Below are 25,081 nucleotides of genomic sequence, written 5' to 3'. Positions count from 1 at the left end.
AGAACTTCTCTGTCCAGGAAACTCAGTTCACGAAGCGCAGGTCGGAGATGGTGCCGCTCGCGACGAGCATGATGTAGAAGTCCGTCAGCATCAGCGTCGCGAGGGTCACCCACGCCAACTGCATGTGCCGGGTGTTGAGGCGGCTCACCCACGTCCACAATCGGTACCGGACGGGATGCGCGGAGAAGTGCTTCAGCCGACCACCGACGGCATGCCTGCACGAGTGGCACGACACCGTGTACGCCCACAGCAGGATCACGTTGACGGTGATGATCACGTTGCCGAGCCCGAATCCGAATCCGCCTGTGGCTCCGTGGAATGCGAGCACCGCGTCGTAGGTGTTGATGGCGGAGACGACCAGCGCGACGTAGAAGAAGTAGCGGTGCGCGTTCTGCACGATCAGCGGCAACCGCGTCTCACCGGTGTACTTGCTGTGTGGTTCCGCGACCGCACAGGCGGGCGGGGCCATCCAGATCGACCGGTAGTAGGCCTTGCGGTAGTAGTAGCAGGTGAGCCGGAATCCGAGCAGGAACGGCAGCGACAGGAACGCGAGCGGAATCCACATCGGCAGCTGGCCGATCCAGACTCCGAAGTGGGTGGATCCGGGCGCGCAGGACGCGCTGACACAGGGCGAGTAGAACGGCGTCAGATAGTGGTACTCGTCGACCCAGTAGGCGGTCCGCACGAAGGAGCGAACGGTCGCGTAGCCGACGAACACCGCGAGGCCGAGCGCAGTCAGGAGCGGCGGACGCCACCACAGGTCCGTGCGCAGGGTGCGCGCCGCGAGGGACGCGCGCCCGGGCGTCCGGACGCCGGTGGCGGTTCTCGCCGGCGCGCTCACCGCTCGTGCGGGTGACCGCCGACGCCTTCGTCGTCGGCCCCCTGCCACAGCGTGTGGTCGTACGGAGCCTCCGGGACGCGGACCCGTTCGGCCTCCGTGACGGGGTGCGCCAGGCGGGGCGGTGACGCGTCGAGGTCGCCCGCGTCGATCCCGAGGCGTTCGACGTCGTTCGCCAGCCGCTGCACCGCCGCCGCGTCACCGTAGGTGTTGCGAAGCGAGCCGACGCACTGGCGAAGATGCCCGATCGTGCGCTGCAGCTCCATCATTTCGCTGGTGGACATGGCAACCTCCAACCACAGATGATGTGATGACCCTCACAGTACGGCAGAAGCTTTGCACTCGCGTGCGATCCGAAGGGACACGAGTCCAACCCGAAGGGACAGCAGTCCATGTCGAACGAAACCGTGCCACCGCCCGTCAACCTCCCGCCGGGCTACGACTTCACCGATCCCGACGCCTACACCGACGGCGTCCCCCACGCCGCGCTCGCCGCACTGCGCCGGACCTGCCCGGTGTGGTGGAACCCGCAGCCGCCGACCGTCGGCGGGTTCCACGACGAGGGATTCTGGGTCGTCACCCGGCACGAGGACGTGCGGGCGATCTCGCGTGACAGCGGACTGTTCTCGAGTTGGCGCAACGGCGCGCTGGTGCGACTCGACGACGACATCGACGAGCAGTCGTTCCAGATGCAGCGGCTGATCATGCTCAACAAGGACGCGCCCGAACACACGAAGCTGCGCAAACTGGTGGCGCGCGGGTTCACGCCGCGGGCGATCGAGAATCTTCGCGCGGCACTGTCCGACCGTGCCGAACGCATCGTCGCGACCGCCGCGGCGGCAGGCGACGGCGGCGATTTCGTCACCGACATCGCTGCCGAACTGCCCCTCCAGGCGATCGCGGAGCTGATCGGGGTTCCGCAGGAGGATCGCCGCAAGCTGTTCGACTGGTCCAACGAGATGATCGGCGGCGACGACCCGGAGTACGACGCCGATCCGATGGAGTCGGTGTCGCAGCTGATCGGCTACGCCTACGGGATGGCGGACGAGCGGCGCCGCTGCCCCGCCGACGACATCGTCACCACGCTCATCCAGGCCGACGTCGACGGTGACTCGCTCACTCCCGAGGAGTTCGGCTTCTTCGTGCTGCTCCTCGCCGTCGCGGGCAACGAGACCACCCGCAACGCGATCACCCACGGCATGCTCGCCTTCCTCGACCACCCCGACCAGTGGGAGCTGTTCAAGCGGGAGCGTCCCGCCACGACCGCCGACGAGATCGTGCGGTGGGCGACTCCCGTGACGTCGTTCCAGCGCACCGCGACCGCCGACACCGTTCTCGGCGGCCAGCAGATCCGGGCGGGCGACCGTCTCGCGATGTTCTATGCGTCGGCGAACTTCGACGAGGAGGTGTTCGAGAATCCGACGGTCTTCGACATCACGCGGGATCCGAATCCGCACCTCGGCTTCGGCGGTTCGGGGGCGCACTTCTGCCTGGGCGCGAACCTCGCTCGGATGGAGATCGACCTGATCTTCGGCGCGATCGCCGACCGGCTGCCGGACATCACCAAGCTCGGAGACCCGCAGCGGCTGCGGTCGGGCTGGTTGAACGGGATCAAGCACTTCCCGGTCGGATACGGCGGCGAATGCCCGGTGCCGCACTGAGGCGGCTCGCGACCGCGCGAGGGTCGTGCAACTAGATTCGGACCATGGACCTGCGCCAGATGGAGTACTTCCTCGCCGTGGTCGACCACGGCGGGGTCACCCGGGCAGCGGCGCAGCTGCGGGTGGCGCAGCCGTCACTGTCCCAGGCGGTGCGCAAGCTCGAGAAGGACCTCGGCACCGAGTTGTTCCATCGGGTCGGTCGCGGACTGGTGCTCTCCCCCGCAGGCGAGGCCCTCGTCGGCCCGGCGCGGTCGATCCTGCGGGAGGTGCACGCAGCCGAGAACGCGGTCCGCGACGTCGGCGCGATGCGGCGCGGCCGAATCGACATCGCCTCGCTCTCGGACCTGTCGTCGGATCCACTGTCGGTGTGGGTCGCCAAGTTCCGGCGGCTGTACCCGGACATCCGCTTCCACATCGAGGAACGCGACGAGACCGCGGACGTCGTGACTCTGGTGCGCTCGGGCGCCTGCGAACTCGGCATCCTGTCGCTTCCGCTCCCGACCGAGGACCTGGTGGGCGAGGAACTGATCGATCAACAGCTGGTGCTGGTGTGCCCACCTGGCACCGAGGCCCGCTGGCCGGACCCCGTGCCGATCGGGATGCTGTCCGGCGCACCGTTCGTGATGGGCGAGCGCGGCACCGCGACCCGCGACTACATCGAGCGCTCGCTGCGCACCCACGGAATCGAACCCGAGGTCGCGGTGGAGGTGCGTCAGCGCGGTGCCGTCCTGCCGATCGTGCTCGCCGGCGGCGGCGTGTCGATCGTCGCGCTGCGCAGTGGACTGGACGCGATGCTGCGGGGCGGTGTGGTGCGCGAGCTCTCGCCGCGGCTGACCCGCCGCATGGGGGTCATCCGACGGCCCGGACGGCTCACCGAGGCGTCGACGGAGTTCCTGAGCTGCGCGCGTGAGTCCTTCGAGGAGTTCGCGCGGTCCATCGCCGAGCGCATGGCGGGCGGTGCGACCTTGGTCGACGCCGCGAAAGTGACCCGCGACGAGACCGACCGGCGCATGCGTCAGGACAACGCCGGGAGCACGAACTCATAGGCAATTGCAGTATTTTCGCTACTTTTTTCGTCTTTGACCCAATCCATCCCTGCGCCCTTGAATGGTGTGTACCCGATCACACCGCCGCGCTGGCCGGATCAACCGCAGCTTTCGCCTCCGGATCCGCCCGCTCCGGGCCTCCCTAGCAGCTCGCCGGTGTCCCGTCGCCACCGAAGGGATCCCCATGACACAAACAGCCGCACCGACCGACGCGCCGGTCCGTGCGCCGCACCCGACACGGTCGCGACGCGCATGGATCATCGTCGGACTCCTCGTCGCCTTCATGCTCATCAATCACGCGGACAAGTCCGTCATCGCGTTCGCAGGCGTCCAGATCCAGAAGGACCTCGGCCTGTCCTCCGAGCAGTTCGGCCTCCTGCAGAGCAGCTTCTTCTGGCTGTTCGCGGCAGGCGCACTGTTCTTCGGCTGGCTCTCCTCGCGGGTGAGCCTGCGCTGGCTGCTCGCCGGACTGATGCTGACCTGGGTCGCGACGATGATCCCGCTGCTCGGCACCGTCAGCTTCGGCGTCCTCATCGCGTGCCGCGTCGTTCTCGGATTCGCGGAGGGCCCCGCTTTCGCTCTCGCCAATCACGCCGCGCACTCCTGGTTCCCACCCGAGAAGCGGGCAATGGCAGGCGGATTCGTCTCCGCGGGCGCCTCGATCGGAACCCTTCTCGCCGCGCCCGCGCTCACCTGGATCATCTTCCGGTGGGACTGGCACGCCGCGTTCTACGTCCTCATCGCAATGGGTGTCCTGTGGGCGGTGGCCTGGCTGATCCTCGGCCGCAACTCCGGCGACGGTGACGCGGCGCCCACCTCCACGGTCGTCGTCGAGACCGTCGACGCGCCGTACAAGACGATCCTGCGCACCGGCACCGTCATCGGCATCGCGGTCCTGATGTTCAGCTCGTACTGGTCCACCACCCTCAAGATCGCCTGGCTGCCCGTCTACCTCCAGGAAGGCCTCGGCTACGACACCGCCACCGCAGGACAGCTGATGATGCTGCCGTACGGACTCGCCGCCGTCGGTGCCATCGGCGCAGGCTGGATCTCCGGCAGGCTGGTCTCTCGAGGCGTCTCCCGCAAGGTCGCCCGCGGCTGGTTCAGCGCGGCGCTCGTCGCAGGCGGCGGACTCTCCATGGCCGGGTTCACCCTGCTCGACCAGGGCACACCTCAGCTGATCCTGATCGCCCTCGCCTTCTCGATGAACACCGCGGCATTCGGTGTCGCGCTGTCCGCTATCGCCGACGTCGTCCAGGCGAAGAAGCGTGGGATGGTCCTCGGCATGCTCTCGGCCATCGCGAGCATCTCCGGCATGGTGGCTCCGCTCGTCCTCGGATTCACCGTCGGATCGTCGGTCGACAAGATCACCGGCTACGCGATCGGCTTCCAGTCCAGCGGCGTCCTGATGATCGTCGGCGCGATCGTCGCGGTCTTCCTGGTCAACCCGGAGCGCGACATCGCCCTCATCCGCCGCCGGGTCGAGGCGACCGCATGAACGGCGCGTCCGCGAACCCGACACCCACGCACCCCATGACCGAGAACGGCACCACCAGGAACGGGACAGCCATGATCGACAAGCCCCTGGACGGCGTCCGCGTCGTCGACTTCGGACAGTTCATCGCGGCCCCCGCCGCCACGCAGATCCTCGTCGACCTCGGTGCCGACGTGGTCAAGGTCGAGCCGGTGCACGGCGAATCCGCCCGCGGCATCGGCCCGCACGGCGAGGCGATGGTGCAGAACTACAACCGAGGCAAGCGCGACATCGCGATCGACCTCAAAGACCCTCGCGGCCAGGAGATCGCCCGTCGCCTGATCGCCGACTCCGACATCGTCGTACAGAACCTGCGCCCCGGTGTGATGGACTCGATGGGACTGGGCGCCGAGGCGATGCGCGCCGCGCACCCGCACCTCGTGTACGCCACCGTCAGCGGCTTCGGCCTGCACGGGCCGTCCCGCAACCGCGCCGGCCTGGACATCGCCGCACAGGCGGAGAGCGGCCTGATGTGGGTGACCGGAGAGCGGGACGGTGAGCCGCAGAAGGTCGGCGCCCAGATCGTCGACGCCGCAACCGGTTACGTCTGCGCCCAGGCGATCCTCGCCGCCTACATCCGGCGCCTGCGCACCGGGGAGGGCGACACCGTCGAGGTCTCGCTGCTCGAGGTCGCGCTGCACCTGCAGACACCCAACTGGGGCGCTTACCTCAGCACCGGGGTCGAGCCGAAGCGGATGGGCAACGGGCAGCCGACCGTGGCGCCCGCGGCCGACATCATGCCGACCCGAGACGGCAGCGTGGTGGTCTCCGCCTACTCCGAGGTTCACTTCAGCCGGCTGTGCCGGTTGCTGGGCAGGCCCGAGCTCGCCGAGGACCCCCGCTTCGCCGACAACGCGTCCCGGGTCCGCAACAAGGCGGCCCTGCTCGCCGACCTGCACGCCGCGTTCAGGGCGATGACCAGTGACGAGGCGATGAGCATGCTGACCGGCAACGGTGTCGTCGCCGGCCGCATCAACACCTACCCCGAGGCGTTGCGCAGCCCCGACGTCGAGGCCTCCGGACTCTTCATCGAGGTCAGCCGCCCCGACGGCATGCCCGCGACCGCCCTGGGCACGCCGTGGCACCTCGAGAGCGTCCCGAAGCTGCCCACGGCCGGCGCGCCCGACCTCGGCCAGCACACCGCCGAACTGCTCACCGAGCTCGGCTACCCCGGCGAGTCGATCGATGCCCTCGCCGCCGACGGCGTCGTCGTCCGGCGCTAGTCACCTCAACACCCGCACCGCCACATTTCCGAAGGAATCATCATGCAGCGCACCATCTTCACCGAGGATCACGACGCCTTCCGGGACTCGGTCCGACAGTTCATCGCCAAGGAGATCACTCCGAACATGCCCGAGTGGGAGGAGGCCGGCTGCATCCCCCGCGACTTCTACTACAAGACCGCGGAGATCGGCATCAACGGCCTGCAGGTGCCCGAGCAGTACGGCGGCGGCGGCATCGACAGCTTCCTGTTCAACACCGTCGTGTACGAGGAGATCGGTTACGCCGCAGCCTCGCTCGGCGGCTTCCAGGTGCACCTGAACACCGTGCTGCCCTACTTCCTCGAGTACGCCAACGAGGAGCAGCGCCAGCGTTGGTTCCCCGGCTTCGCCGACGGCAGCCTGGTGAGCTCGATCGCCATGACCGAGCCCGGCATCGGCTCCGACCTCGCGGGCGTCGCCACCACCGCGGTCCGCGACGGCGACCACTACATCCTCAACGGCAACAAGACGTTCATCACCGGTGGCATCGGCGCCGACCTGGTGATCGTGGTGGCACGCACGTCCAAGGACGAGACCAACCGGCGCAACGGCCTGTCACTGATCGTCGTCGAGCGTGACATGGCCGGCTTCCTCCGCGGCCGGAACCTGCACAAGATCGGGATCAAGTCGTCCGACACCGCGGAGCTGACCTTCGACAACGTCCGGGTGCCGGTGGCCAACCTGCTCGGCGAGGAGGGCAAGGCGTTCGGCATGCTCGGCCACAACCTGCCGCAGGAGCGCCTGTCGATCGCGATCACGGGCGTGGCCACCGCCACCGCCGCAGTGAACCTGGCCATCGAGTACGCCCAGGAACGTCAGGTGTTCGGCAAGCCGCTGTCCAGCTTCCAGAACACCAAGTTCGTGCTCGCCGAATGTGCAACGGAACTGCAGGCCGGTCAGTCGATGCTCGACCAGGCGCTGATCGCCCTCGACAACGGCACCCTGACCCCGGCCGACGCCGCGAAGGTCAAGCTGTTCTGCACCGAAATGCAGGCCCGCGTCATCGACAAGTGCCTGCAGGTGCACGGCGGCTACGGCTACATGACCGAGTACCCGATCGCCCGCCTCTACGCCGACGCCCGCGTCACCCGGATCTACGGCGGCACCAGCGAGGTCATGAAGAGCGTCATCTCCAAGTCGCTCGGAATCTAGACCCGTACCAGAGAACACCGAAGGACGAATCACCATGCAGATCAAGGACATCAACGCGGTCGTCACCGGCGGCGCCTCCGGTCTCGGCCTGGCCAGCGCCACCCGGCTGATCGAGTCCGGCGCCACCGTGACCCTGCTCGACCTGCCCGGCTCGCCCGGCGCCGAGCAGGCCGCGGCGCTGGGCGCGGCGGCCACGTTCGTACCCACCGACGTCACGGATTCCGCGGCCGTCGAGGCCGCATTCGCCGCCGCCGCGGAGCGCGGCCCGGTGCGTGCCGTCGTGCACTGCGCCGGCCGCGGCAAGCCGATGCGCATCCTCGACAAGGCGGGCAAGGCGGCCGACCTCGAGCCGTTCGAGTCGGTGATCCGGCTCAACGTGATCGGCACGTTCAACGTGCTGCGCTACGCGGCCCAGACGATGGCCGCCAACGAGCCGCTCGACGGAGACCGCGGCGCGGTGGTGCTGACCGCCTCCGTCGCCGCCTACGAAGGCCAGATCGGGCAGATCAACTACGCGACCTCCAAGGCCGGCGTCGTGGGCATGACCCTGCCCGCCGCCCGGGATCTCGCCAGCGTCGGGATCCGGGTCAACACGATCGCGCCCGGCGTGTTCGCCACTCCGCTGCTGCTGAACGCGCGCGACGACATCCGCGACGCGCTCGCAGCCGCCGTTCCGCACCCGCAGCGGCTCGGTGACCCGTCCGAGTTCGCGGCGCTGGCCGAACACATCATCACCAACGGGATGCTCAACGGCGAGACGATCCGCCTCGACGGTGCGATCCGGATGGCGCCCCGATGACCGACGAGGTCACCGCGCCGGTGGTCCTGACCGAACGCCGCGGCCGGGTCATGGTGATCACCCTCAACCGCCCGCAGGCCCGCAACGCTGTCGACGGTGCGGTTGCCGCCGCGATCGCCGCCGCGATGGACCTGCTCGACAACGATCCCGAGCTCAGCGTGGGCGTGCTCACCGGCGCCGGCGGATTCTTCTGCGCTGGAATGGATCTCAAGGCATTCCTGCGGGGCGAGAGCCCCCGCGTCGAGGGGCGCGGTTTCGCCGGACTCGTCGAGTCGACACCGGCGAAACCGCTGATCGCCGCTGTCGACGGTCCCGCTCTCGCCGGCGGATTCGAGATCGCCCTGGCCGCCGACCTCATCGTGGCTGCACCCGACGCGACCTTCGGTCTGCCCGAGGTGCGGCGCGGCCTGGTCGCCGCGGCAGGCGGACTGCACCGGTTACCGGCGCGGCTGCCACGCGCGATCGCGCTGGAGATGGTGCTCACGGGAAGGTCGATGACCGGCGCGCAGTTGCACCCGCTCGGACTGATCAACCGGCTGGCACCGGAGGGCGAGGTGCTCGCGGAGGCACTCGAACTCGCCGAGGAGATCGCTGCGAACGGCCCGCTCGCGGTGCGGGCCAGCAAGAAGGTGGTCGACTACGCCCCCAGCTGGTCTCCGACCGAGACCTTCGAGCGGACCCGGCAGATCGTGATGCCGGTGTTCGGATCCAACGACGCCCGCGAAGGCGCTGCGGCCTTCACCGAACGACGCACCCCGGTCTGGACCGCAACATGAGCGCCGGGTACGAGAGAACAGGAACACACCATGCGTGATGCAGTCATCGTCGAGGCGGTGCGTACGCCGATCGGCCGCCGCAAGGGCAGCCTCGCCGAGGTCCACCCCGTCGACCTGTCGGCGGGCGTCCTCACCGCACTGCTCGACCGGACCGGAGTCGACGCCGCGGTCGTGGACGACGTCGTGTGGGGCTGCGTCGGCCAGGTCGGCGAGCAGGCAGGCAACATCGCCCGCAACGCCGTCCTCGCGGCCGGGTGGCCGGAGTCCGTGCCCGGCACCACGATCGAGCGGCAGTGCGGGTCCAGCCAGCAGGCACTGCACTTCGCCGCCGCAGGCGTGATCGCGGGCCAGTACGACGTCGTCGTCGCAGGCGGTGTCGAGTCGATGACCCGGATCCCGATGGGGTCGGCGCGCCGCGTCGGCCTCGGCGACCCGAACAGCGACACGATCAAGCGCCGATACGAGGGCATCGAGTTCAACCAGGGTCGCGGCGCCGAGATCCTCGCCGCCCGCTACGACCTCGGCCGCGGCTGGCTCGACGAGTACAGCATGCGGTCGCACCAGCGGGCGGCACGCGCGGTCGACGAGGGCCGCTTCGCGGGTGAGATCGCTCCGGTGACCCTGCCGGACGGGACCAAGTTCGACGCCGACGAGGGCATTCGCCGCGGCACGACGCTCGACAAGCTGGCTCAGCTCGAGACCGTGTTCGACGCGAACGGGCGCGTCACCGCGGGCAACGCGTCACAGATCTCGGACGGCGCCGCGGCGCTCCTGGTGATGTCCGGGGAGCGTGCCCGGCAACTGGGGTTGACCCCGCTTGCCCGGGTGCACACCGCAACGGTGGTCGGGTCCGATCCGGTCGCGATGCTCGGCGGCCCGATCCCGGCGACGGAACGGGTCCTGCAGCGCGCGGGCCTGACCCTCGACGACATCGGCGCGTTCGAGGTGAACGAGGCGTTCGCCAGCGTCGTCGGGGCGTGGCTGCGAGAGACCGGCGCCGACGAGGACAGGGTGAACCCGCTGGGCGGAGCGATTGCACTCGGCCATCCGCTCGGCGGTTCGGGCGCGCGCCTGGCCACCACCCTCGTCCACCACATGCGCGACAACGGCCTCCGGTACGGGCTGCAAACCATGTGCGAGGGCGGGGGCATGGCCAACGCCACCGTGTTCGAGAACCTGTCCGCCACGGCCTGACAGCCGAACCCGATGCACCGGACCCGCACGAGACGCGTCCGGTGCATCGGGCTATCCGGACGTCACGGCCGGACCGGAACTGCCATCCGCCCGAAACGGAAGTGCGCCGTCGAACCAGCCCGGCGCCAGGGAGATGAACGCCTCCCGGTCGAGCCGTCCGGCGCCGTCCGGGATGCGGCCGAGCAGCGGCACACCCGTCACATCGGGTAGGTCGGCGAGGTTGCAGCGCATCGCGAGGTCGGGTTCGGAAGGCCACGACCCGACCACCGTTCCGACACAGTCGACGCCCGCGTTCCGGGCGGCAGAGACGGTCAACGCACTGTGGTTGAGGGTGCCGAGCCCCGCCGCGGCGACCAGCAGCAGCGGTGCGCCCAGTTCGGCCGCGACGTCGAGCAGCGTGAACCCGCCCACTCCGAGCCGCACCAGTACTCCCCCGGCGCCTTCGACGATCGTCAGGTCGTGGTCGGCGTCCAGGGCGCGGACGGCCGCGACGAGGTCGCGTAGTTCGAGGAGCGGTGCACCCGCCCGTCGCGCCGCCGTGTTGGGGGCGAGGGGCTCCGGGTAGCGCGCCAGTTCGACGACGTCCCGAACCCCCGTCAGCCGTTGCACCTCGGCGAGGTCGCCGGGTTCATCCGCGGCGACACCGGTCTGCGCCGGTTTGACGACACCGACCGACAAGCCGTCGGCCTGCGCGCACGCCGCGAGCGCCGCGGTCACGACGGTCTTCCCGACGTCGGTGGAAGTTCCGGTCACGCACAGGACGGTCATGCGTGTGCCGTCGCCAGGACGTCGGTGAGCACGCCCTCGATGAGGGTCATGTCCGCCTCGGTGAGGTTCGCGCGGGCGGTGAGCCGCAGCCGCGATGTGCCCTCCGGAACGGACGGCGGCCGGAAGCAGCCGACGTGGAGTCCGCGTTCGCGGCACGCGACGGACGCGTCGTACGCGACCTGCGGGTCGCCGAGGATGACGGACACGACGGCCGATTCGGGGTTCTGCGCTCCGGTGATCCGGGCGAGGTCGCGGGCGCGTTCCAGGACCGCCGCAGCCCGCTCGGGTTCGCGGCGCAGCACCGCGAGGGCGCCCCGAGCCGCGCCCACGGCCGCCGGCGCGAGGCCGGTGTCGAAGATGAAGGTGCGGGCCGTGTCGATCAGGTGCACCCGGACGCGCTCGTCGGCGAGCACCACACCTCCCTGCGAGGCAAGGGATTTCGACAGCGTTGCCGTCACCACGACGTCCGGCTCTCCGGCGAGGCCGACCTCGTGGACGAGTCCGCGACCGCCGTCGCCGCGCACGCCGATGCCGTGCGCCTCGTCGACGAGCAGCAGGGCACCGTGTTCGCGGCACACCCGGTGCATCTCGCGCAGCGGCGCGAGGTCGCCGTCGGCGCTGAACACCGAGTCGGTGAGCACGAGCGCCCGCGGTTCGGTGCGGGTGGCGAGCGCGGCGGCGATCGCGGCGACGTCGGCGTGCGGGGTGACGACCACCCGCGACCGCGACAGGCGACAGGCATCGACCAGGGAGGCGTGGCAGCCGGCGTCGGAGACGACGAGGGCGTCGCGTCCGGCGAGTGCGGTGACCGCGCCCAGGTTCGCGGCGTAGCCGCTGGCGAAAACCAGTCCCGATGCGGCGCCGACGAAGTCGGCGAGTTCGCTTTCGAGGAGTTCGTGCTCGGCCGTGGTGCCGGTGACCAGCCGCGACCCCGTGGCGCCGCCACCCCAGCGGCGCAGCGCGGTGCCGGCGGCGTCGAGCACCTCGGGATGCCGGGTGAGACCGAGGTAGTCGTTCGAGGCGAGGTCGACGAACGCGGATCCCGCGGTACGCGGTCGCAGCACACGGTGCAGGCCGGCGGCCCGGCGTGCGTCAGCGATGTCGTCGAGCCAACTCAGTGCATCGGTCATGACAACCGACCATACCTGAACGCTGTTCAAGTACAGCGTTCAAGTGTGCCGAAGACCTGCACCGAACCGCCGGTCAGACCTGACTGCGCGCCGCAGCGACGATGCCCGAGGTGATCATCCGGACATCCTCCGAGGTGCAGATGTACGGCGGCATCGTGTAGATCAGCTTCCCGAACGGCCGCAACCACACTCCGGCGTCCACGGCAGCCGCGGTCGCGGTGCGCATGTCCACGGGTCGCTCCATCTCGACCACCCCGATTCCCGCGAGCACCCGCACATCCGCGACGCCGGACAGCCCCCGGAGCGGGGCCAGACCGGCGTCCAGTCCGGATTCGAGCGCCGCGACCTCGGAACGCCAGTCCCTCGAGAGCAGCAGTTCGACGGCGGCGACGGCGACCGCGCAGGCGAGCGGATTACCCATGAACGTCGGCCCGTGCATGACGCCGCCACCCTCACCGCGGCTGATCGCCTCCGCGATCGCCGACGTGCACAGCACCGCCGCCAAGGTCATGTATCCGCCTGTCAGCGCCTTGCCGACGCACATCAGGTCGGGCGAGACGCCGGCGTGGTCCGCGGCGAACAGCTCGCCGGTGCGTCCGAAACCGGTCGCGATCTCGTCGAAGATCAGCAGCAGCCCGTGTTCGTCGCACATACGGCGCAACTCGGTAAGGTAGCGCGGGTCGTGGAATCGCATGCCACCCGCACCCTGCACGACCGGCTCGACGATCACCGCGGCCAACTCGTCACGGTGTGCGGCGAGGAAGGCCTCGAACTCCACGACGTACGCGGGATCGAAGTCGCGCGGCGGAGCGGGCGCGAACACCTGCCGCGCCAGCACATCGGTCCACATCGAGTGCATGCCGCCGTCGGGGTCGCACACGCTCATCGGCGCGAACGTGTCGCCGTGGTAGCCACCGCGCCACGTCAACAGCCGATGCCGCTCGGGACGCCCCACCGCCCGCTGGTACTGCAACGCCAGTTTGATGGCGACCTCCACCGACACCGAACCGGAGTCGGCGAGGAACACCTTGTCGAGACCGTCGGGCGTGATCGCGACCAGGAGCTCGGCGAGGCGCGCCGCCGGCTCGTGGGTGAGGCCACCGAACATGACGTGACTCATCCGCCCGAGCTGCTCGGTGGCGGCCGCGTCCAGGACGGGATGCCGGTAGCCGTGCACCGCCGCCCACCACGAACTCATCCCGTCGACGAGCTCGCGCCCGTCGGCGAGTGTCAGCCGGGTGCCGTGCGCACTCTCGACCACGAGGGGTTCGGTGCTCGCCGGGAACGCGCCGTACGGGTGCCACAGGTGGGCGGCGTCGAGGGCGGCGATGCGGTCACGCGTATAACTGTCGGTGCTCACGTCGCCCGACGATAGCGTCCTGCCGGATCGGCGATCACGGTCCGCCCTGGACTCAGCCACCGAGCACGACCGGCCACGCCACCGAGGGAGAGTTCTTGCCCGTCCGCACGAAGACGACCGACGTCACCCTCCTCCCGGACACGACGCCGAACCGAGCAGGGCACCGCGCGGACCTCGACGGCCTGCGCGGACTGGCCATCGCGCTGGTCGTCGTCTTCCACGTCTGGTTCGGCAAGGTGTCCGGCGGCGTCGACGTCTTCCTCGCCCTGGCCGGGTTCTTCTTCGTCGGATCACTGGTGCGCACGGCCGAGTCGGCCGCACCGCTCGATCCACGGCCGGTGCTGCTGCGGACCGCACGCCGTCTCCTGGCACCGCTCGTCCTCGTGCTGGCCGCAACCACGATCGCCGCGGTGGTGCTGATCGCCCCCACGTCGTGGTCGGCACTCGCCGAGCAGGCTCGGTCCGCGCTGTTGTTCCAGGAGAACTGGCACCTGGCGGACACGGCGAGCGACTATCTGGCCGCCGACCCGTCCGTGAGCCCGTTCCAACACGTGTGGTCCATCTCGGTGCAGGCCCAGTTCTACCTGTCCGCCCTGGTGGTGGTGTTCTGCTTCGCATGGCTGCTCCGCCGCCGAGGGTTCGCCGTCCGAGGCCCGGTGGCCGCGCTCCTCGCCACCGCGACAGCCGTCTCGATCTGGTACGCCTCGAACGCCGACCACCCGCAGTCCTGGCTGTACTACGACACCGGCGCGCGGCTGTGGGAGTTGCTGGCAGGCGGCCTGCTCGCGTGCGCCATGCCGTGGATTCAGGTGCCCCAGGTGGTGCGTGCGCTGCTCGGCGTCACCGGACTCGCCGCGATCGTCGGCACGGGCATGTTCCTCGACGGCAGGCACGACTTTCCCGGCCCGTGGGCGCTGGTTCCCGTGGGCGGTGCGATCGCGGTGATCCTCGCGACCGGTCCGGCCACGCGGCTGCTGGCAAGCAGACCACTCCAGCAGCTCGGCGACATCGCCTACTCGCTGTACCTGTGGCACTGGCCGGTGCTCATCTTCACGCTGATCGCACTCGACCAACCACGCGCGGGGCTCGTCGATGGCCTCGCCGTCGTCGCGGTCTCGCTGGTTCTCGCACAGCTCACCACCCGACTGGTCGAGACGCCGATCCGGCGAGGCACGCCCTCACCCCGCCGCCGCGTACTCGTGACCGCGGTCGCAGCGACCGCCGTCGCGGTGCTGGCCGCGACCAGCGGCTGGATCACCTACGTCGAAGGCAAGTCCGACGAGATCGCCCAGCCCTCCGAACTCGACCCCGCGGAGTACCCGGGCGCCGCGGCACTCCTGGACGGTGTCGTCGCGCCGGCGCGACCCGAGCAACCGTCACGCTTCATAGCCCACCTCGACCTGCCGGTCACCACCGCGGACGAGTGCCTCGCCGGAAGCGGCATCGTCGACGCCGTCCGCTGCGAGTACGGCGACGCAGGCGCGCCGACCGTGGCGGTGATCGGTGGCTCACACTCCGAACACTGGTTCCCGGCACTGGAAACCATCGCCCGCGACCGCGGCCTGCGTCTCGTGACGTACATGAAGGTCGGTTGCCCGGTCACGCTCGCGGCACCCGAGGACGACGCAGACGAGTGTTCGGTGTGGTCCGGTGCGGTGATCGACGCGCTCACGGCGGACCCACCCGATCTGGTGTTCTCCACGTCGACCCGACCGCGGCCCGACCACGTCGGCGGTGACTGGACACCCGACGGCTACGTGCGCGCCTGGGACCGCCTGTCCGAACACGGCATCCCGATGGCGGTCGTGCGGGACACCCCGTGGCTGTGGGAGGACGGGGTCGTCTACCGCGCCGCTGATTGCCTCTCGAACGGCGGCGACACCGATTCCTGCGGCATGGATCGCGCAACGGTCCTCGATCCCGTGGATCCGGCCCTCGCCGCGACGGCGCATCTTCCCACTGTGCATCCACTCGACCTGTCGGACGCCGTGTGCCGTCCGGAGCGGTGTCGTGCCATCGAGGGAAACCTGCTCGTGTACCGCGACACCGACCATCTGACCACCGCATACTCGCGGACTCTCGCGCCGGAACTGGACCGTCAGCTGGGCGCGGCCGTCGGCTGGTGGTGACCCGGCGGGTGGTGGTGCCGCCCGGATCGGATCAGCCGAGCGCGGCACCGATCTGGTCGAGGATGAGGTTCGCGCCGACCACGCCGATCCCGACCATCCACGTCTCGTCCTCGAACTCGAAGACCTTGCCTCCTTGCACCGCGGGGAGGGTGCCCCAGATCCCGGTCACCGTACCCATGGTGGTGGCGCTCGGATCGCCTCCGGGGTTGGTGTAGAACACGACGTCACCGTCGATCTGGGCGTAGTGCTCGGGGCTGAGTTCGAGCATGGAGTACTCGTTCCAGTCACGCTCGCCCAGGTCGAAGCCGGCCTGCGTGAGGATCGAACCCGAGAAGGTGCTCGGTCCGTACAGACGGAAATTGGTGGGCCGGAACCGCACCATCGACACCGTCCGCCCCTCGGCTCCGACATCCTGCCCCACCTGGACCGTCCGATCCGCGAGCGACGTCAGCAGCGCGTCCATCTCGGGTGTCTCGTCCACCGCGGCAGCGGTGACCCGAGCCTGCTCCTGCCAGTCGGTTCCGGAGTTCACCGAGTAGACGGTCGGTGCGATCGCCGAGAGCTGGTCGTAGATCTTCTCGTGCCGCACCTTGGACCCGATGATGAGGTCGGGCGCGAGACCCGCGATGGCCTCGATGTCGGGCTCGGCGGTGGTTCCGACGCTCGTAGTTCCGTCGAGCCCGCCCGCGAGGTAGGACGGGAAGCCCTCCCCCGCACCGGATTCCGTGGCACCGACGGGAGTGATTCCGAGTGCCACGAGGGCGTCGAGGTGCGGCGAATCGATCACGACGACACGCTCGGGAACACTGGGCAGGGTGGCCGAACCCATCGCGTGCTCGACGGTGTAGGCCTCGTCGGGCGCCGCGCCTTCGTCGGTCGGGGTCGAGCCGCACGCGGAAAGGAAGAGTGCCGATGTCGCGACGGCGGCGCCGATCATCGCTCGCATGGAGCGTCTGTGTGAACCTGACATACCGGTCACGCTAGGCCATCCCAGTTAGGGTAGCCAAATCTAACTTTCTTCGCCCGTCCGACGGTCGGGCCCCCCGGACACTAGGGTCGAGTCCATGCTCGATGCCCCGCCGTCCACTCCCCGCCCCGTGTGGCCGGGCAGCGCCTACCCTCTCGGCGCGACGTACGACGGAGCCGGCACCAACTTCTCGGTGTTCTCCGAGGTCGCGGAGTCGGTCGAGCTGTGCCTGCTCGCGCGGGACGGCAGCGAGGAACGCATTCCGCTCACCGAGGTGGACGGCTACGTGTGGCACGCGTACCTGCCGAACGTCGTGCCGGGCCAGCGGTACGGATACCGCGTCCACGGACCGTACGCCCCCGACGCGGGCCACCGCTGCGACGCGTCGAAGCTCCTGCTCGACCCCTACGGCAAGGCGTTCGACGGCCGGTTCGACGGCGACCCCTCGCTCCACACGTTCGGCGAGGACACCCTCGGCCACACCATGACGACGGTCGTCATCAACCCGTACTTCGACTGGCAGTCGGACCGGGCGCCTCGCCGTCCCTATCACGAGACGGTGATCTACGAGGCCCATGTGAAGGGCATGACGGCAACACATCCCGGCGTTCCCGAAGAACTGCGCGGCACCTACGCGGGGCTCGCGCACCCCGCGGTCATCGAACACCTGACGTCCCTCGGCGTGACCGCCATCGAACTGATGCCCGTCCACCAGTTCCTGCACGACCAGATCCTCATCGACCAGGGGCTGCGAAACTACTGGGGCTACAACACCTTCGGCTTCCTCGCCCCGCACGTCATGTACTCGTCGGCGGAGAAGGCGTCGGCTGCGGTCGCCGAGTTCAAGGCCATGGTGCGGGCCTTCCACGCGGCGGGCATCGAGGTGATCCTCGACGTGGTCTACAACCACACCGCCGAGGGCAGCAGCCAGGGCCCGACCCTGAGCTTCCGCGGCATCGACAACGCCGCCTACTACCGCCTCGTCGAAGACGACAAGGCGGAGTACACGGACTACACCGGTACCGGAAACAGCCTCAACGCCAGGCATCCTCACACCCTTCAGCTGATCATGGACTCGCTGCGATACTGGGTCCTCGAGATGCACGTCGACGGATTCCGATTCGACCTCGCATCGACCCTTGCCCGCGAGCTGCACGACGTCGACAGGCTGTCCGCGTTCTTCGATCTCGTGCAGCAGGATCCGGTGGTCAGCCAGGTGAAGCTGATCGCCGAACCGTGGGACGTCGGCGAGGGCGGCTACCAGGTCGGCAACTTCCCCGGACTGTGGACGGAGTGGAACGGCAAGTACCGCGACACCGTTCGCGACTACTGGCGCGGTGAACCCGCGACGCTCGGCGAGTTCGCCTCTCGACTGACGGGATCGTCCGACCTGTACGAGGCGACGGGACGGCGCCCGAGCGCGAGCATCAACTTCGTCACCGCACACGACGGGTTCACCCTCGCGGACCTGGTGTCCTACAACGAGAAACACAACATGGCCAACGGGGAGGACAACCGCGACGGCGAGAGCCACAACCGGTCGTGGAACTGCGGGGTGGAGGGCCCGACCGACGACCCGGAGATCCTCGCGCTGCGCGCCCGTCAGCGCCGCAACATCCTCGCGACACTGCTCCTGAGCCAGGGCACGCCGATGCTCGCGCACGGTGACGAGATGGGCCGAACACAGTCCGGCAACAACAATGTGTACTGCCAGGACTCCCCCCTGTCGTGGATGGACTGGACTCTGGCGCAGACGAATTCGGACCTCCTCGAGTTCACTCGACGCGTGGTGGCGTTGCGCGCCGCGCATCCCGTCTTCCGGCGTCGCAGGTTCTTCGAGGGCAGGCCGATCACCGCAGGCGAGTCCGCGCGCGACATCCTGTGGCTCACGCCCGCAGGCACCGAGATGACCGAGAGCGACTGGGGCAGCGGCTTCGCCCGCTCGCTGGCCGCCCTCCTCAACGGGGACGCCATCCGGGAGCCGAACCACCGGGGAGAACCGGTCCGCGACGATTCGTTCCTCCTGTGTTTCAACGCGCACGACGAGGGCATCGAGTTCACCGTCCCCGACGTCGCGGCAGGCTCGCACTGGGAGGTCGTTCTCGACACCGCGACCCCGACCGGTCACTCCGACGCGATCGTCGACGGCGGCGCGAACCTCAAGGCCGAGTCGCGGTCGTTGACGGTCCTGCGGCGGGTGGACTGACATGCAGCCGATCACGTCGACGTACCGTCTGCAACTACGCCCGGACGCACTCACGCTGGACGACGCCCGGAACGTCGCCGACTACCTTCAGCAACTCGGCGTGTCCCACCTGTACCTCTCACCCATCCTCACGGCCGTCGACGGATCGACCCACGGCTACGACGTCACCGACCCGACCACCATCTCCGACGCACTCGGTGGACGGCCGGCGCTCGCGGCACTCGTCGCCGATCTTCGCGGACGCGACATGGGGGTCGTCGTCGACCTCGTTCCCAACCACGTCGGGGTGGGCCGGGCGCAGGAGAACCCGTGGTGGTGGGACGTGCTGCGGAACGGTCGCAGTTCCGAGTACGCCGAGTTCTTCGACATCGACTGGACGCAGGGACGATTCGCCGTCCCCGTCCTCGGCGACGACGGTGCCGACGCGCTCACCGTCGACCGCACGGGGCGGGAGCCCGCGCTCGCGTACCACGAACATCGCTTCCCGATTGCACCCGGCACCGACCACGGCGACCCGGCGTCCACGCATGCCGAGCAGGCGTACGAACTGGTCCACTGGCGCAGTGGACGCGTCGGCTATCGCCGGTTCTTCACCGTGGACTCCCTCGCCGCACTGCGCCAGGACGATCCGTCCGTTTTCGACGCGACACACCGCGAACCGGCCTCGTGGTTCGCCGACGACCTCGTCGACGGTGTCCGCGTCGACCACCCGGATGGGCTCGCGGACCCGGCCGGCTACCTCACTCGGCTCCGCGGCCTCCTCGGTCCGGAGCGGTGGCTCGTCGCCGAGAAGGTCCTCACCCCCGGCGAATCCCTCGATCCCGCACTACCGGTGGACGGCACGACCGGCTACGACGCCCTGAGTGAGTTCGGCGGTGTCTTCCTCGACCCGGCGGGCGAGGGCCCCCTCAGCGCATTGCACCGCGAGTTCACCGGCAACGCGGGCGATACCGAGTTCCTCGACGGCGCGGAGCAGGACACCAAGCGCGAAGTGCTGTGGGGTGGACTCAAACCCGAGGTGGACCGGCTCGTCGAGGCGATCCGCCGGGACTCGGGCACCGCCACCACCGACACCGCCCCCCTGACCGGGGCGGTGATCGAGGTTCTGACCCGAATCCCCACCTACCGCACCGACTACGGCCCGAACCGCGGACTGCTCGCCGCCGCCGTCGGCGGCGCCGCAGACGCCCGTCCCGACCTGACGGGCGCGCTGTCCGCCGTCACCCGGGCGGTTCTCGCCGGAGGCGAAGCCGCCGTGCGACTCCAGCAGGTGTGCGGGGCGGCCACCGCCAAGGCCGTCGAGGACCGACTCTTCTACCGGACGGCGCGGTTGACGTCACTTCAGGAGGTCGGTGGCAACCCGGGACGATTCGCGACACCGGTGTCGCAGTTCCACCTGATGCAGGCCGCGCGGGCACTGAACTGGCCGCGCTCCATGACCACCCTGTCGACCCACGACACAAAACGCGGCGAGGACGTGCGGGCACGGATCGGCGTCCTGTCGCAGGCCGCCGACCTGTGGGCGCAGTCGGTGCGCGAGTGGGAAGCCGTGGCGCCGAGCCCGGACCCCGCAACGGGACTATTCCTGTGGCAGAACATGTTCGGGGTGTGGCCCGACGACGGTGAGCCGACATCACTGCTACGAGCACGACTGCACGACTACGCGACCAAGGCGATACGGGAGGCGGCCGTCCACACCGACTGGGTTTCGGTGAACGAGGAGTACGAGGGCAAGGTGCACAGCTGGATCGACGCCGTCGTCGGCGGGCCCGTGTCCAGGTCGATGGCGAACCTCGTCCGCAGACTGTCGCCGCACGGTGAGGTCGCCGCACTGGGCCAGAAGCTGCTGCAACTCGTCGCACCCGGAATACCCGACCTCTACCAGGGCACCGAAGTGTGGGAAGACTCCCTCGTCGACCCGGACAACCGAAGGCCCGTCGACTTCGCGGTACGTCGGGCCCTGCTCGCGGCGCTCGACCCGCTCGATGCGGTCGACGAATCGGTGAAGATGCTGGTGGTCCGGGAAGCACTTTGCCTGCGCCGGGAACGGCCGTGGTGTTTCGTCGGCGGTTCCTACACCCCCGTGTTCGCGGACGGCCCCACCGCCGACCACGTGGTCGGCTTTCTCCGCGGCGACGAGGTGATCGCGCTGGCGGTGCGACTGTCGGTCTCCGGATTCGGACGACGATGGGACGGCACCGTCATCCGGTTCCCGCCCGGGCGGTGGACCGATCGGCTGAGCGGCCGCGAGTTCGAGGGCACCGTCGAACTCTCCGCCCTGTTCGTCGGCCGGTCCGTCCTGCTGCTGGTCCGGCAATAACCTCCGCCTGCCGGATGAACAGCACCCGCACCCACCACTGGCCGAGACAATTCGGCACACGACGGGGCGCCACCGCCTACCGTGACCGTGAACACAACTGACAATCGGTATGCGGAGGACTACGGAACATGGGTAATCGGTTCGACGGCAAGGTCGCATTCGTCACGGGCGCCGCGCGGGGGCAGGGCAGGGCCGAGGCCGTGAAGTTCGCGTCGGAGGGCGCGGACATCATCGCACTCGACGCGTGCACGACGTTCGCGTCGACTCCCTACGAGGGGGCCACCGAGGAGGATCTCGCCGAGACCGTCCGCCTCGTCGAGGAGCAGGGCCGCAAGATCGTCGCGACCAAGGCCGATGTCCGTGACTTCGACGCCGTCACGGCCGCACTCGACGCCGGAGTCGAGGCGTTCGGCCGGCTCGACTACGTCGTCGCGAACGCAGGCATCTGTTCGGCCGCGCTGTCGTGGGAGATCACCCTCGAGCAGTGGAAGGAAACCATCGACGTCAATCTCACGGGCGTGTTCCACACATGCAAGGCGTCGATCCCGAAGCTGATCGAGCAGGGCGAGGGCGGGGCGATCGTCGTCACCAGCTCCGTCTCCAGCCTCAAGGGCGCACCCTTCGTCGGCCACTACGTCGCGAGCAAGGCCGGTATCGCGGGCCTGACCCGAACCATGGCGAACGAGCTCGGCATGCACAAGATCCGCGTCAACAGCGTGCATCCCTTCGGCGTGAACACCGGAATGGTGATGTCCGACATGCTGCCGCTGCTCGAGAAGTTCTCCGACACCCTCGCACCGGCGTTCATGCCGTCGCTGCCCTACGGCTTCAGCGAGCCGGAGGACGTCGCCAACGTGGTCGCGTTCCTCTGCTCCGATGAGGCCCACCACATCACGGGCATCAACATGCCGATCGATCTGGGCAACGCCGCCCGCTGACCGTCTCGATCACACCGAACCGCCGATCGGCTCCGCGCCGGTCGGCGGTTCGTCGTCGGCGACGCTGTCGGGCATGCCGTCGCCGTAACGATCGAGGATGTCGCGAACCCGTCCGCCCCAGCGTTCGTGCGCCGCTTGACGGGTGATGCCCGCCGCCTGCGCGATCAGCGCCCACGTCACCCCGCCCGCACGAAGCACGACGATGGTGTCCGCGCAGTCGAGGCCGACTGCCAACTGCAGTCGCAGCGAAGTGAGCTGCCAGGCCAGTTGCCGCTGCGCCGGAATGTCGGTGCCGTCCTCGAGCTCCCATTCGGGGGTGCCCGGCAGCGGTCCGGGGCCGACGATGACGTCGGCCTGCGCGCCCACCTCCCCCAGTGCCGCGACCGTGATCGCGTCGACGTTCGCGGTGATGTCCGCGGCGAGTGCCCGTTCGACGAGGCTGTCCATGATGCCCTCCAATGTCAAGGTAGTCCTGACGTTTTTGTCAGGACTACCTTGACACATTACGAGCAAGTAGGCCAGCCGTATTCCGACCCGGAGAATCGTCGACCTATGCGGTGGTCACACCGCCGATGCGAGCAGCGACGAGTCGAGCGGCTGCCGTCGCCGAGTCACAACAGGAACACAGTCGGAGCAGGCCGCTCCGGCACCGAGGACCGGTGCATCACACAGCCAGCACCCGACGCGGTCCGCGCCCTCCACCGACGCCTCCACGGAATCGAATGTGCCGACGTAGGCAACCCGACAGTCGTCGCATGCTCCACCGCCCGCACCAACCGGGGTACCGCATCCCGGGATGACGCACGTCTCGAGCGCATCCGTCACTCCGCGCCATGCGCCACCGAGCGCAGTGTCCAATCCATCTCGTCGCCACGAACTCACGTATGCCATCTTCAACAACCCTCCCCGGTTAGCTGACACGTAATTGAATATCGCATCAACATCGGCCACCCGGCTCCCCGCGACCCCGTGACCTGACTGTTATCATTGCGCATTCAATTCGAATTGGAACCTACACCGAAAATATCGTGGACGGGTCACAGGTTTCAAAGTTTGCCGAGTGTTAGCGGATATGCCGTTGAACTGGACGGACCGTCGGCTGAACGTATGAATATCCGCCGCCGCCCGGGCACCCGCAGCGCCCTCACCGCACGCATCGTCAGCACGGGTGCGGCATCCTGGATCCATGAGCACTGCGCGCCAGCTCGACGTCTGGGCTCCGTTCGCCGAGCGGGTCCGACTACACCTCGACGGGGCACTTCACCCGATGACCCGCACCGACAACGGCTGGTGGCACAGCGACGTCGGCGCAGTCACGGGCATGCGCTACGGCTTCGTCCTCGACGACGACCCGACCGTCCTGCCCGATCCTCGCTCGCCCCGCCAACCCGACGGGGTGCACGAGCCGTCGATGCTGCACGACGTCGACGTCGAGCAGTGGTCCGATCGGGCATGGACCGGACGCCAGTTGGCCGGCAGCGCGGTCTACGAACTGCACGTCGGAACCTTCACCGAAGCAGGCACCTTCGACGCTGCCGTCGACCGCCTCGACCATCTGACCGAACTCGGAATCGGCTTCGTGGAGCTGATGCCGGTCAACGGGTTCAACGGCGAACACAACTGGGGCTACGACGGAGTTCTCTGGTACACGGTGCACGAACCGTACGGCGGACCGGACGGCCTGCAGCGATTCGTCGACGCCTGCCATCGGCGCGGTATCGGGGTGATCCTCGACGTCGTCTACAACCATCTCGGACCGTCGGGCAATTACCTCGGCCGTTTCGGGCCGTATCTGTCGCCGGGAGGCACCACGTGGGGCGCCGCGCTCAATCTCGACGGCCCCGATTCCGGCCCCGTGCGCCGCTACATCATCGACAACGCGCTGCGCTGGCTCCGCGACTTCCACATCGACGGTTTGCGCCTCGACGCCGTGCACGCCCTCGTCGACAACACCGCCACCCATCTTCTCGAGGAACTCGCGATCGAGGTCGAGACGTTGTCGACCCACCTGCGTCGACCCCTGACCCTCATCGCCGAGTCCGACCTCAACGACCCGACTCTCGTCACGCCGCGATCGGCGGGCGGATACGGATTGCACGCGCAGTGGGACGACGACGTCCACCACGCCGTCCACGCCGCGGTGTCCGGCGAGCGACAGGGCTACTTCGGCGACTTCGGGTCGATGCAGTGCCTGGCGACCACGATGCGGCAGGGCTTCTTCCACGCAGGCACCTACTCCAGCTTCCGCGGGCGTGTTCACGGCCGACCCCTCGACACCCGCCGCACACCCGCGAGTTCCCTGCTCGCCTACACCTGCACCCACGACCAGATCGGCAACCGCGCGACCGGCGACCGCCCCGGCGAATATCTGACACCCGGCCAACTCGCCGTGAAGGCCGCGCTGATCCTGTGCTCACCCTTCACCCCGATGCTGTTCATGGGCGAGGAATGGGGCGCGAGCACCCCGTTCCGGTTCTTCACCTCCCATCCCGAACCGGAACTCGCCGCGGCCACTGCATCCGGCCGTATCGCCGAGTTCGCCGCGCACGGCTGGCCGGAACGCGACATTCCCGATCCACAGGATCGGCGCGCCTTCGACGCGTCGAAACTCGACTGGTCGGAACTCGAGTCCGGTCATCACGCGCGACTACTGGCCACCTATCGGGCGCTTCTGGCACTTCGTGCGCAGCGCACCGAACTCACCGACCCGTGGCTCGACCGTGTCGCCGTCGACTACGACGAAGACAACAGGTGGATCACACTGCACCGCAGCGACATTCGACTTGCGTGCAACCTCGGATCCGATCCGGTCACGGTCCCGTTCGGTGGTCGTCCGGTGCTGTGGTGGGATCCGGTGACGCAGGACGCGACAGGCGCGGCGACCGTTGTGCCGGGGCACTCGTTCGTCGTCCTCGAGGCCCGGTCCTGACAGCATGGCGCTGATCCCGACACCATTCGTCCCCGTGCCGTACGCAGCGTTCGCAGAGCACCTTCTCCACGA

At 68.9% G+C, this 25,081-nt stretch carries 20 protein-coding genes; 13 read left to right on the top strand and 7 right to left on the bottom strand.

The window, feature by feature from the left end; all coding sequences use genetic code 11:
• Positions 1-22 precede the first annotated feature (22 nt).
• Positions 23-841, bottom strand: coding sequence for a hypothetical protein (locus RHCRD62_RS12925; RefSeq protein WP_050065071.1), 819 nt, complete (start codon positions 839-841; stop codon positions 23-25).
• Positions 838-1,122, bottom strand: a complete 285-nt coding sequence (locus tag RHCRD62_RS12920; RefSeq protein WP_050065070.1) for a hypothetical protein — start codon at positions 1,120-1,122, stop codon at positions 838-840. Before RHCRD62_RS12920 ends, RHCRD62_RS12925 begins: the two co-directional genes overlap by 4 nt.
• A 123-nt stretch (positions 1,123-1,245) precedes the next feature.
• On the opposite strand from RHCRD62_RS12920, the gene RHCRD62_RS12915 reads away from it, so the two are divergent.
• From RHCRD62_RS12915 to RHCRD62_RS12880, 8 genes are all read left to right on the top strand, one after another.
• Complete coding sequence (locus RHCRD62_RS12915; RefSeq protein ID WP_157050918.1) at positions 1,246-2,499, top strand: cytochrome P450; 1,254 nt, start codon at positions 1,246-1,248, stop codon at positions 2,497-2,499.
• A 44-nt stretch (positions 2,500-2,543) separates the two neighbouring features.
• Positions 2,544-3,545, top strand: a complete 1,002-nt coding sequence (locus tag RHCRD62_RS12910) for a LysR family transcriptional regulator (RefSeq protein WP_172671056.1) — start codon at positions 2,544-2,546, stop codon at positions 3,543-3,545.
• Positions 3,546-3,729: 184 nt separating this feature from the next.
• Positions 3,730-5,043 carry an MFS transporter gene (locus RHCRD62_RS12905; RefSeq protein ID WP_084734234.1) on the top strand — a complete coding sequence of 438 codons (1,314 nt, stop codon included), beginning with the start codon at positions 3,730-3,732 and terminating at the stop codon, positions 5,041-5,043.
• Positions 5,040-6,302 carry a CaiB/BaiF CoA transferase family protein gene (locus tag RHCRD62_RS12900; RefSeq protein WP_253277297.1) on the top strand — a complete coding sequence of 421 codons (1,263 nt, stop codon included), beginning with the start codon at positions 5,040-5,042 and terminating at the stop codon, positions 6,300-6,302. The genes RHCRD62_RS12905 and RHCRD62_RS12900 overlap by 4 nt, the downstream gene beginning before the upstream one ends.
• 42 nt (positions 6,303-6,344) lie before the next feature.
• A complete protein-coding gene (locus RHCRD62_RS12895; RefSeq protein ID WP_050065068.1) occupies positions 6,345-7,493 on the top strand; it encodes an acyl-CoA dehydrogenase family protein in 1,149 nt (382 codons plus the stop codon).
• Positions 7,494-7,527: 34 nt separating this feature from the next.
• Entirely contained in the window at positions 7,528-8,292 is a 765-nt protein-coding gene (locus tag RHCRD62_RS12890; RefSeq protein ID WP_050065067.1) for an SDR family NAD(P)-dependent oxidoreductase, read from the top strand.
• A complete protein-coding gene (locus RHCRD62_RS12885; RefSeq protein ID WP_050065066.1) occupies positions 8,289-9,068 on the top strand; it encodes a crotonase/enoyl-CoA hydratase family protein in 780 nt (259 codons plus the stop codon). Before RHCRD62_RS12890 ends, RHCRD62_RS12885 begins: the two co-directional genes overlap by 4 nt.
• Positions 9,069-9,098: 30 nt before the next feature.
• On the top strand, positions 9,099-10,262 hold the full coding sequence (locus RHCRD62_RS12880) for a thiolase family protein (RefSeq protein WP_050065065.1): 1,164 nt from the start codon (positions 9,099-9,101) through the stop codon (positions 10,260-10,262).
• Between the two features lie 51 nt (positions 10,263-10,313).
• Here RHCRD62_RS12880 and bioD read toward each other — a convergent pair whose 3' ends face one another.
• From bioD to RHCRD62_RS12865, 3 genes are all read right to left on the bottom strand, one after another.
• Complete coding sequence (bioD, locus tag RHCRD62_RS12875; RefSeq protein ID WP_050065064.1) at positions 10,314-11,030, bottom strand: dethiobiotin synthase; 717 nt, start codon at positions 11,028-11,030, stop codon at positions 10,314-10,316.
• Positions 11,027-12,160 (bottom strand): 8-amino-7-oxononanoate synthase, encoded by a 1,134-nt coding sequence (locus tag RHCRD62_RS12870; RefSeq protein ID WP_050065063.1) that lies wholly within the window; start codon positions 12,158-12,160, stop codon positions 11,027-11,029. Before RHCRD62_RS12870 ends, bioD begins: the two co-directional genes overlap by 4 nt.
• A 73-nt stretch (positions 12,161-12,233) precedes the next feature.
• On the bottom strand, positions 12,234-13,520 hold the full coding sequence (locus RHCRD62_RS12865) for an adenosylmethionine--8-amino-7-oxononanoate transaminase (RefSeq protein ID WP_050065062.1): 1,287 nt from the start codon (positions 13,518-13,520) through the stop codon (positions 12,234-12,236).
• A 95-nt stretch (positions 13,521-13,615) separates the two neighbouring features.
• On the opposite strand from RHCRD62_RS12865, the gene RHCRD62_RS12860 reads away from it, so the two are divergent.
• Positions 13,616-15,649 (top strand): acyltransferase family protein, encoded by a 2,034-nt coding sequence (locus tag RHCRD62_RS12860; RefSeq protein ID WP_050065061.1) that lies wholly within the window; start codon positions 13,616-13,618, stop codon positions 15,647-15,649.
• A 31-nt stretch (positions 15,650-15,680) separates the two neighbouring features.
• Here the strand turns inward: RHCRD62_RS12860 and RHCRD62_RS12855 are convergent, their stop codons facing one another.
• Positions 15,681-16,595: an ABC transporter substrate-binding protein gene (locus tag RHCRD62_RS12855; RefSeq protein ID WP_084734233.1), complete on the bottom strand. Its 915-nt coding sequence runs from the start codon at positions 16,593-16,595 to the stop codon at positions 15,681-15,683.
• A 118-nt stretch (positions 16,596-16,713) separates the two neighbouring features.
• On the opposite strand from RHCRD62_RS12855, the gene glgX reads away from it, so the two are divergent.
• From glgX to RHCRD62_RS12840, 3 genes are all read left to right on the top strand, one after another.
• On the top strand, positions 16,714-18,822 hold the full coding sequence (glgX, locus tag RHCRD62_RS12850; RefSeq protein ID WP_050065059.1) for a glycogen debranching protein GlgX: 2,109 nt from the start codon (positions 16,714-16,716) through the stop codon (positions 18,820-18,822).
• 1 nt (position 18,823) lies between these two features.
• Complete coding sequence (gene treY / locus RHCRD62_RS12845; RefSeq protein WP_050065058.1) at positions 18,824-21,142, top strand: malto-oligosyltrehalose synthase; 2,319 nt, start codon at positions 18,824-18,826, stop codon at positions 21,140-21,142.
• 128 nt (positions 21,143-21,270) lie between these two features.
• On the top strand, positions 21,271-22,080 hold the full coding sequence (locus RHCRD62_RS12840) for a mycofactocin-coupled SDR family oxidoreductase (RefSeq protein WP_050065057.1): 810 nt from the start codon (positions 21,271-21,273) through the stop codon (positions 22,078-22,080).
• A gap of 9 nt (positions 22,081-22,089) precedes the next feature.
• On the opposite strand, the gene RHCRD62_RS12835 is transcribed toward RHCRD62_RS12840, so the two are convergent.
• Positions 22,090-22,527, bottom strand: a complete 438-nt coding sequence (locus RHCRD62_RS12835) for a hypothetical protein (protein WP_050065056.1) — start codon at positions 22,525-22,527, stop codon at positions 22,090-22,092.
• Positions 22,528-23,266: 739 nt separating this feature from the next.
• Here RHCRD62_RS12835 and treZ point away from each other — a divergent pair.
• Positions 23,267-25,009 (top strand): malto-oligosyltrehalose trehalohydrolase, encoded by a 1,743-nt coding sequence (gene treZ, locus RHCRD62_RS12825; RefSeq protein ID WP_050065054.1) that lies wholly within the window; start codon positions 23,267-23,269, stop codon positions 25,007-25,009.
• Positions 25,010-25,081: the final 72 nt, after the last annotated feature.

The sequence above is a fragment of the Rhodococcus sp. RD6.2 genome, assembly GCF_001040705.1.
GTDB lineage: Bacteria > Actinomycetota > Actinomycetes > Mycobacteriales > Mycobacteriaceae > Rhodococcus_G.
Note: the sequence above shows the minus strand (reverse complement) of the source record. Positions and strands in the feature narration are given on the sequence as shown.

Bases quoted from the DNA above. Each gene is read 5' to 3' on its own strand.
- treZ (WP_050065054.1), top strand. From the start codon at position 23,267: ATGAGCACTGCGCGCCAGCTCGACGTCTGGGCTCCGTTCGCCGAGCGG.
- RHCRD62_RS12880 (WP_050065065.1), top strand. From the start codon at position 9,099: ATGCGTGATGCAGTCATCGTCGAGGCGGTGCGTACGCCGATCGGCCGC.
- RHCRD62_RS12900 (WP_253277297.1), top strand. From the start codon at position 5,040: ATGAACGGCGCGTCCGCGAACCCGACACCCACGCACCCCATGACCGAG.
- treY (WP_050065058.1), top strand. From the start codon at position 18,824: ATGCAGCCGATCACGTCGACGTACCGTCTGCAACTACGCCCGGACGCA.
- RHCRD62_RS12885 (WP_050065066.1), top strand. From the start codon at position 8,289: ATGACCGACGAGGTCACCGCGCCGGTGGTCCTGACCGAACGCCGCGGC.
- RHCRD62_RS12905 (WP_084734234.1), top strand. From the start codon at position 3,730: ATGACACAAACAGCCGCACCGACCGACGCGCCGGTCCGTGCGCCGCAC.
- RHCRD62_RS12855 (WP_084734233.1), bottom strand. From the start codon at position 16,595: ATGCGAGCGATGATCGGCGCCGCCGTCGCGACATCGGCACTCTTCCTT.
- RHCRD62_RS12870 (WP_050065063.1), bottom strand. From the start codon at position 12,160: ATGACCGATGCACTGAGTTGGCTCGACGACATCGCTGACGCACGCCGG.
- glgX (WP_050065059.1), top strand. From the start codon at position 16,714: ATGCTCGATGCCCCGCCGTCCACTCCCCGCCCCGTGTGGCCGGGCAGC.
- RHCRD62_RS12835 (WP_050065056.1), bottom strand. From the start codon at position 22,527: ATGGACAGCCTCGTCGAACGGGCACTCGCCGCGGACATCACCGCGAAC.
- RHCRD62_RS12840 (WP_050065057.1), top strand. From the start codon at position 21,271: ATGGGTAATCGGTTCGACGGCAAGGTCGCATTCGTCACGGGCGCCGCG.
- RHCRD62_RS12895 (WP_050065068.1), top strand. From the start codon at position 6,345: ATGCAGCGCACCATCTTCACCGAGGATCACGACGCCTTCCGGGACTCG.
- RHCRD62_RS12920 (WP_050065070.1), bottom strand. From the start codon at position 1,122: ATGTCCACCAGCGAAATGATGGAGCTGCAGCGCACGATCGGGCATCTT.
- RHCRD62_RS12910 (WP_172671056.1), top strand. From the start codon at position 2,544: ATGGACCTGCGCCAGATGGAGTACTTCCTCGCCGTGGTCGACCACGGC.
- RHCRD62_RS12890 (WP_050065067.1), top strand. From the start codon at position 7,528: ATGCAGATCAAGGACATCAACGCGGTCGTCACCGGCGGCGCCTCCGGT.
- bioD (WP_050065064.1), bottom strand. From the start codon at position 11,030: ATGACCGTCCTGTGCGTGACCGGAACTTCCACCGACGTCGGGAAGACC.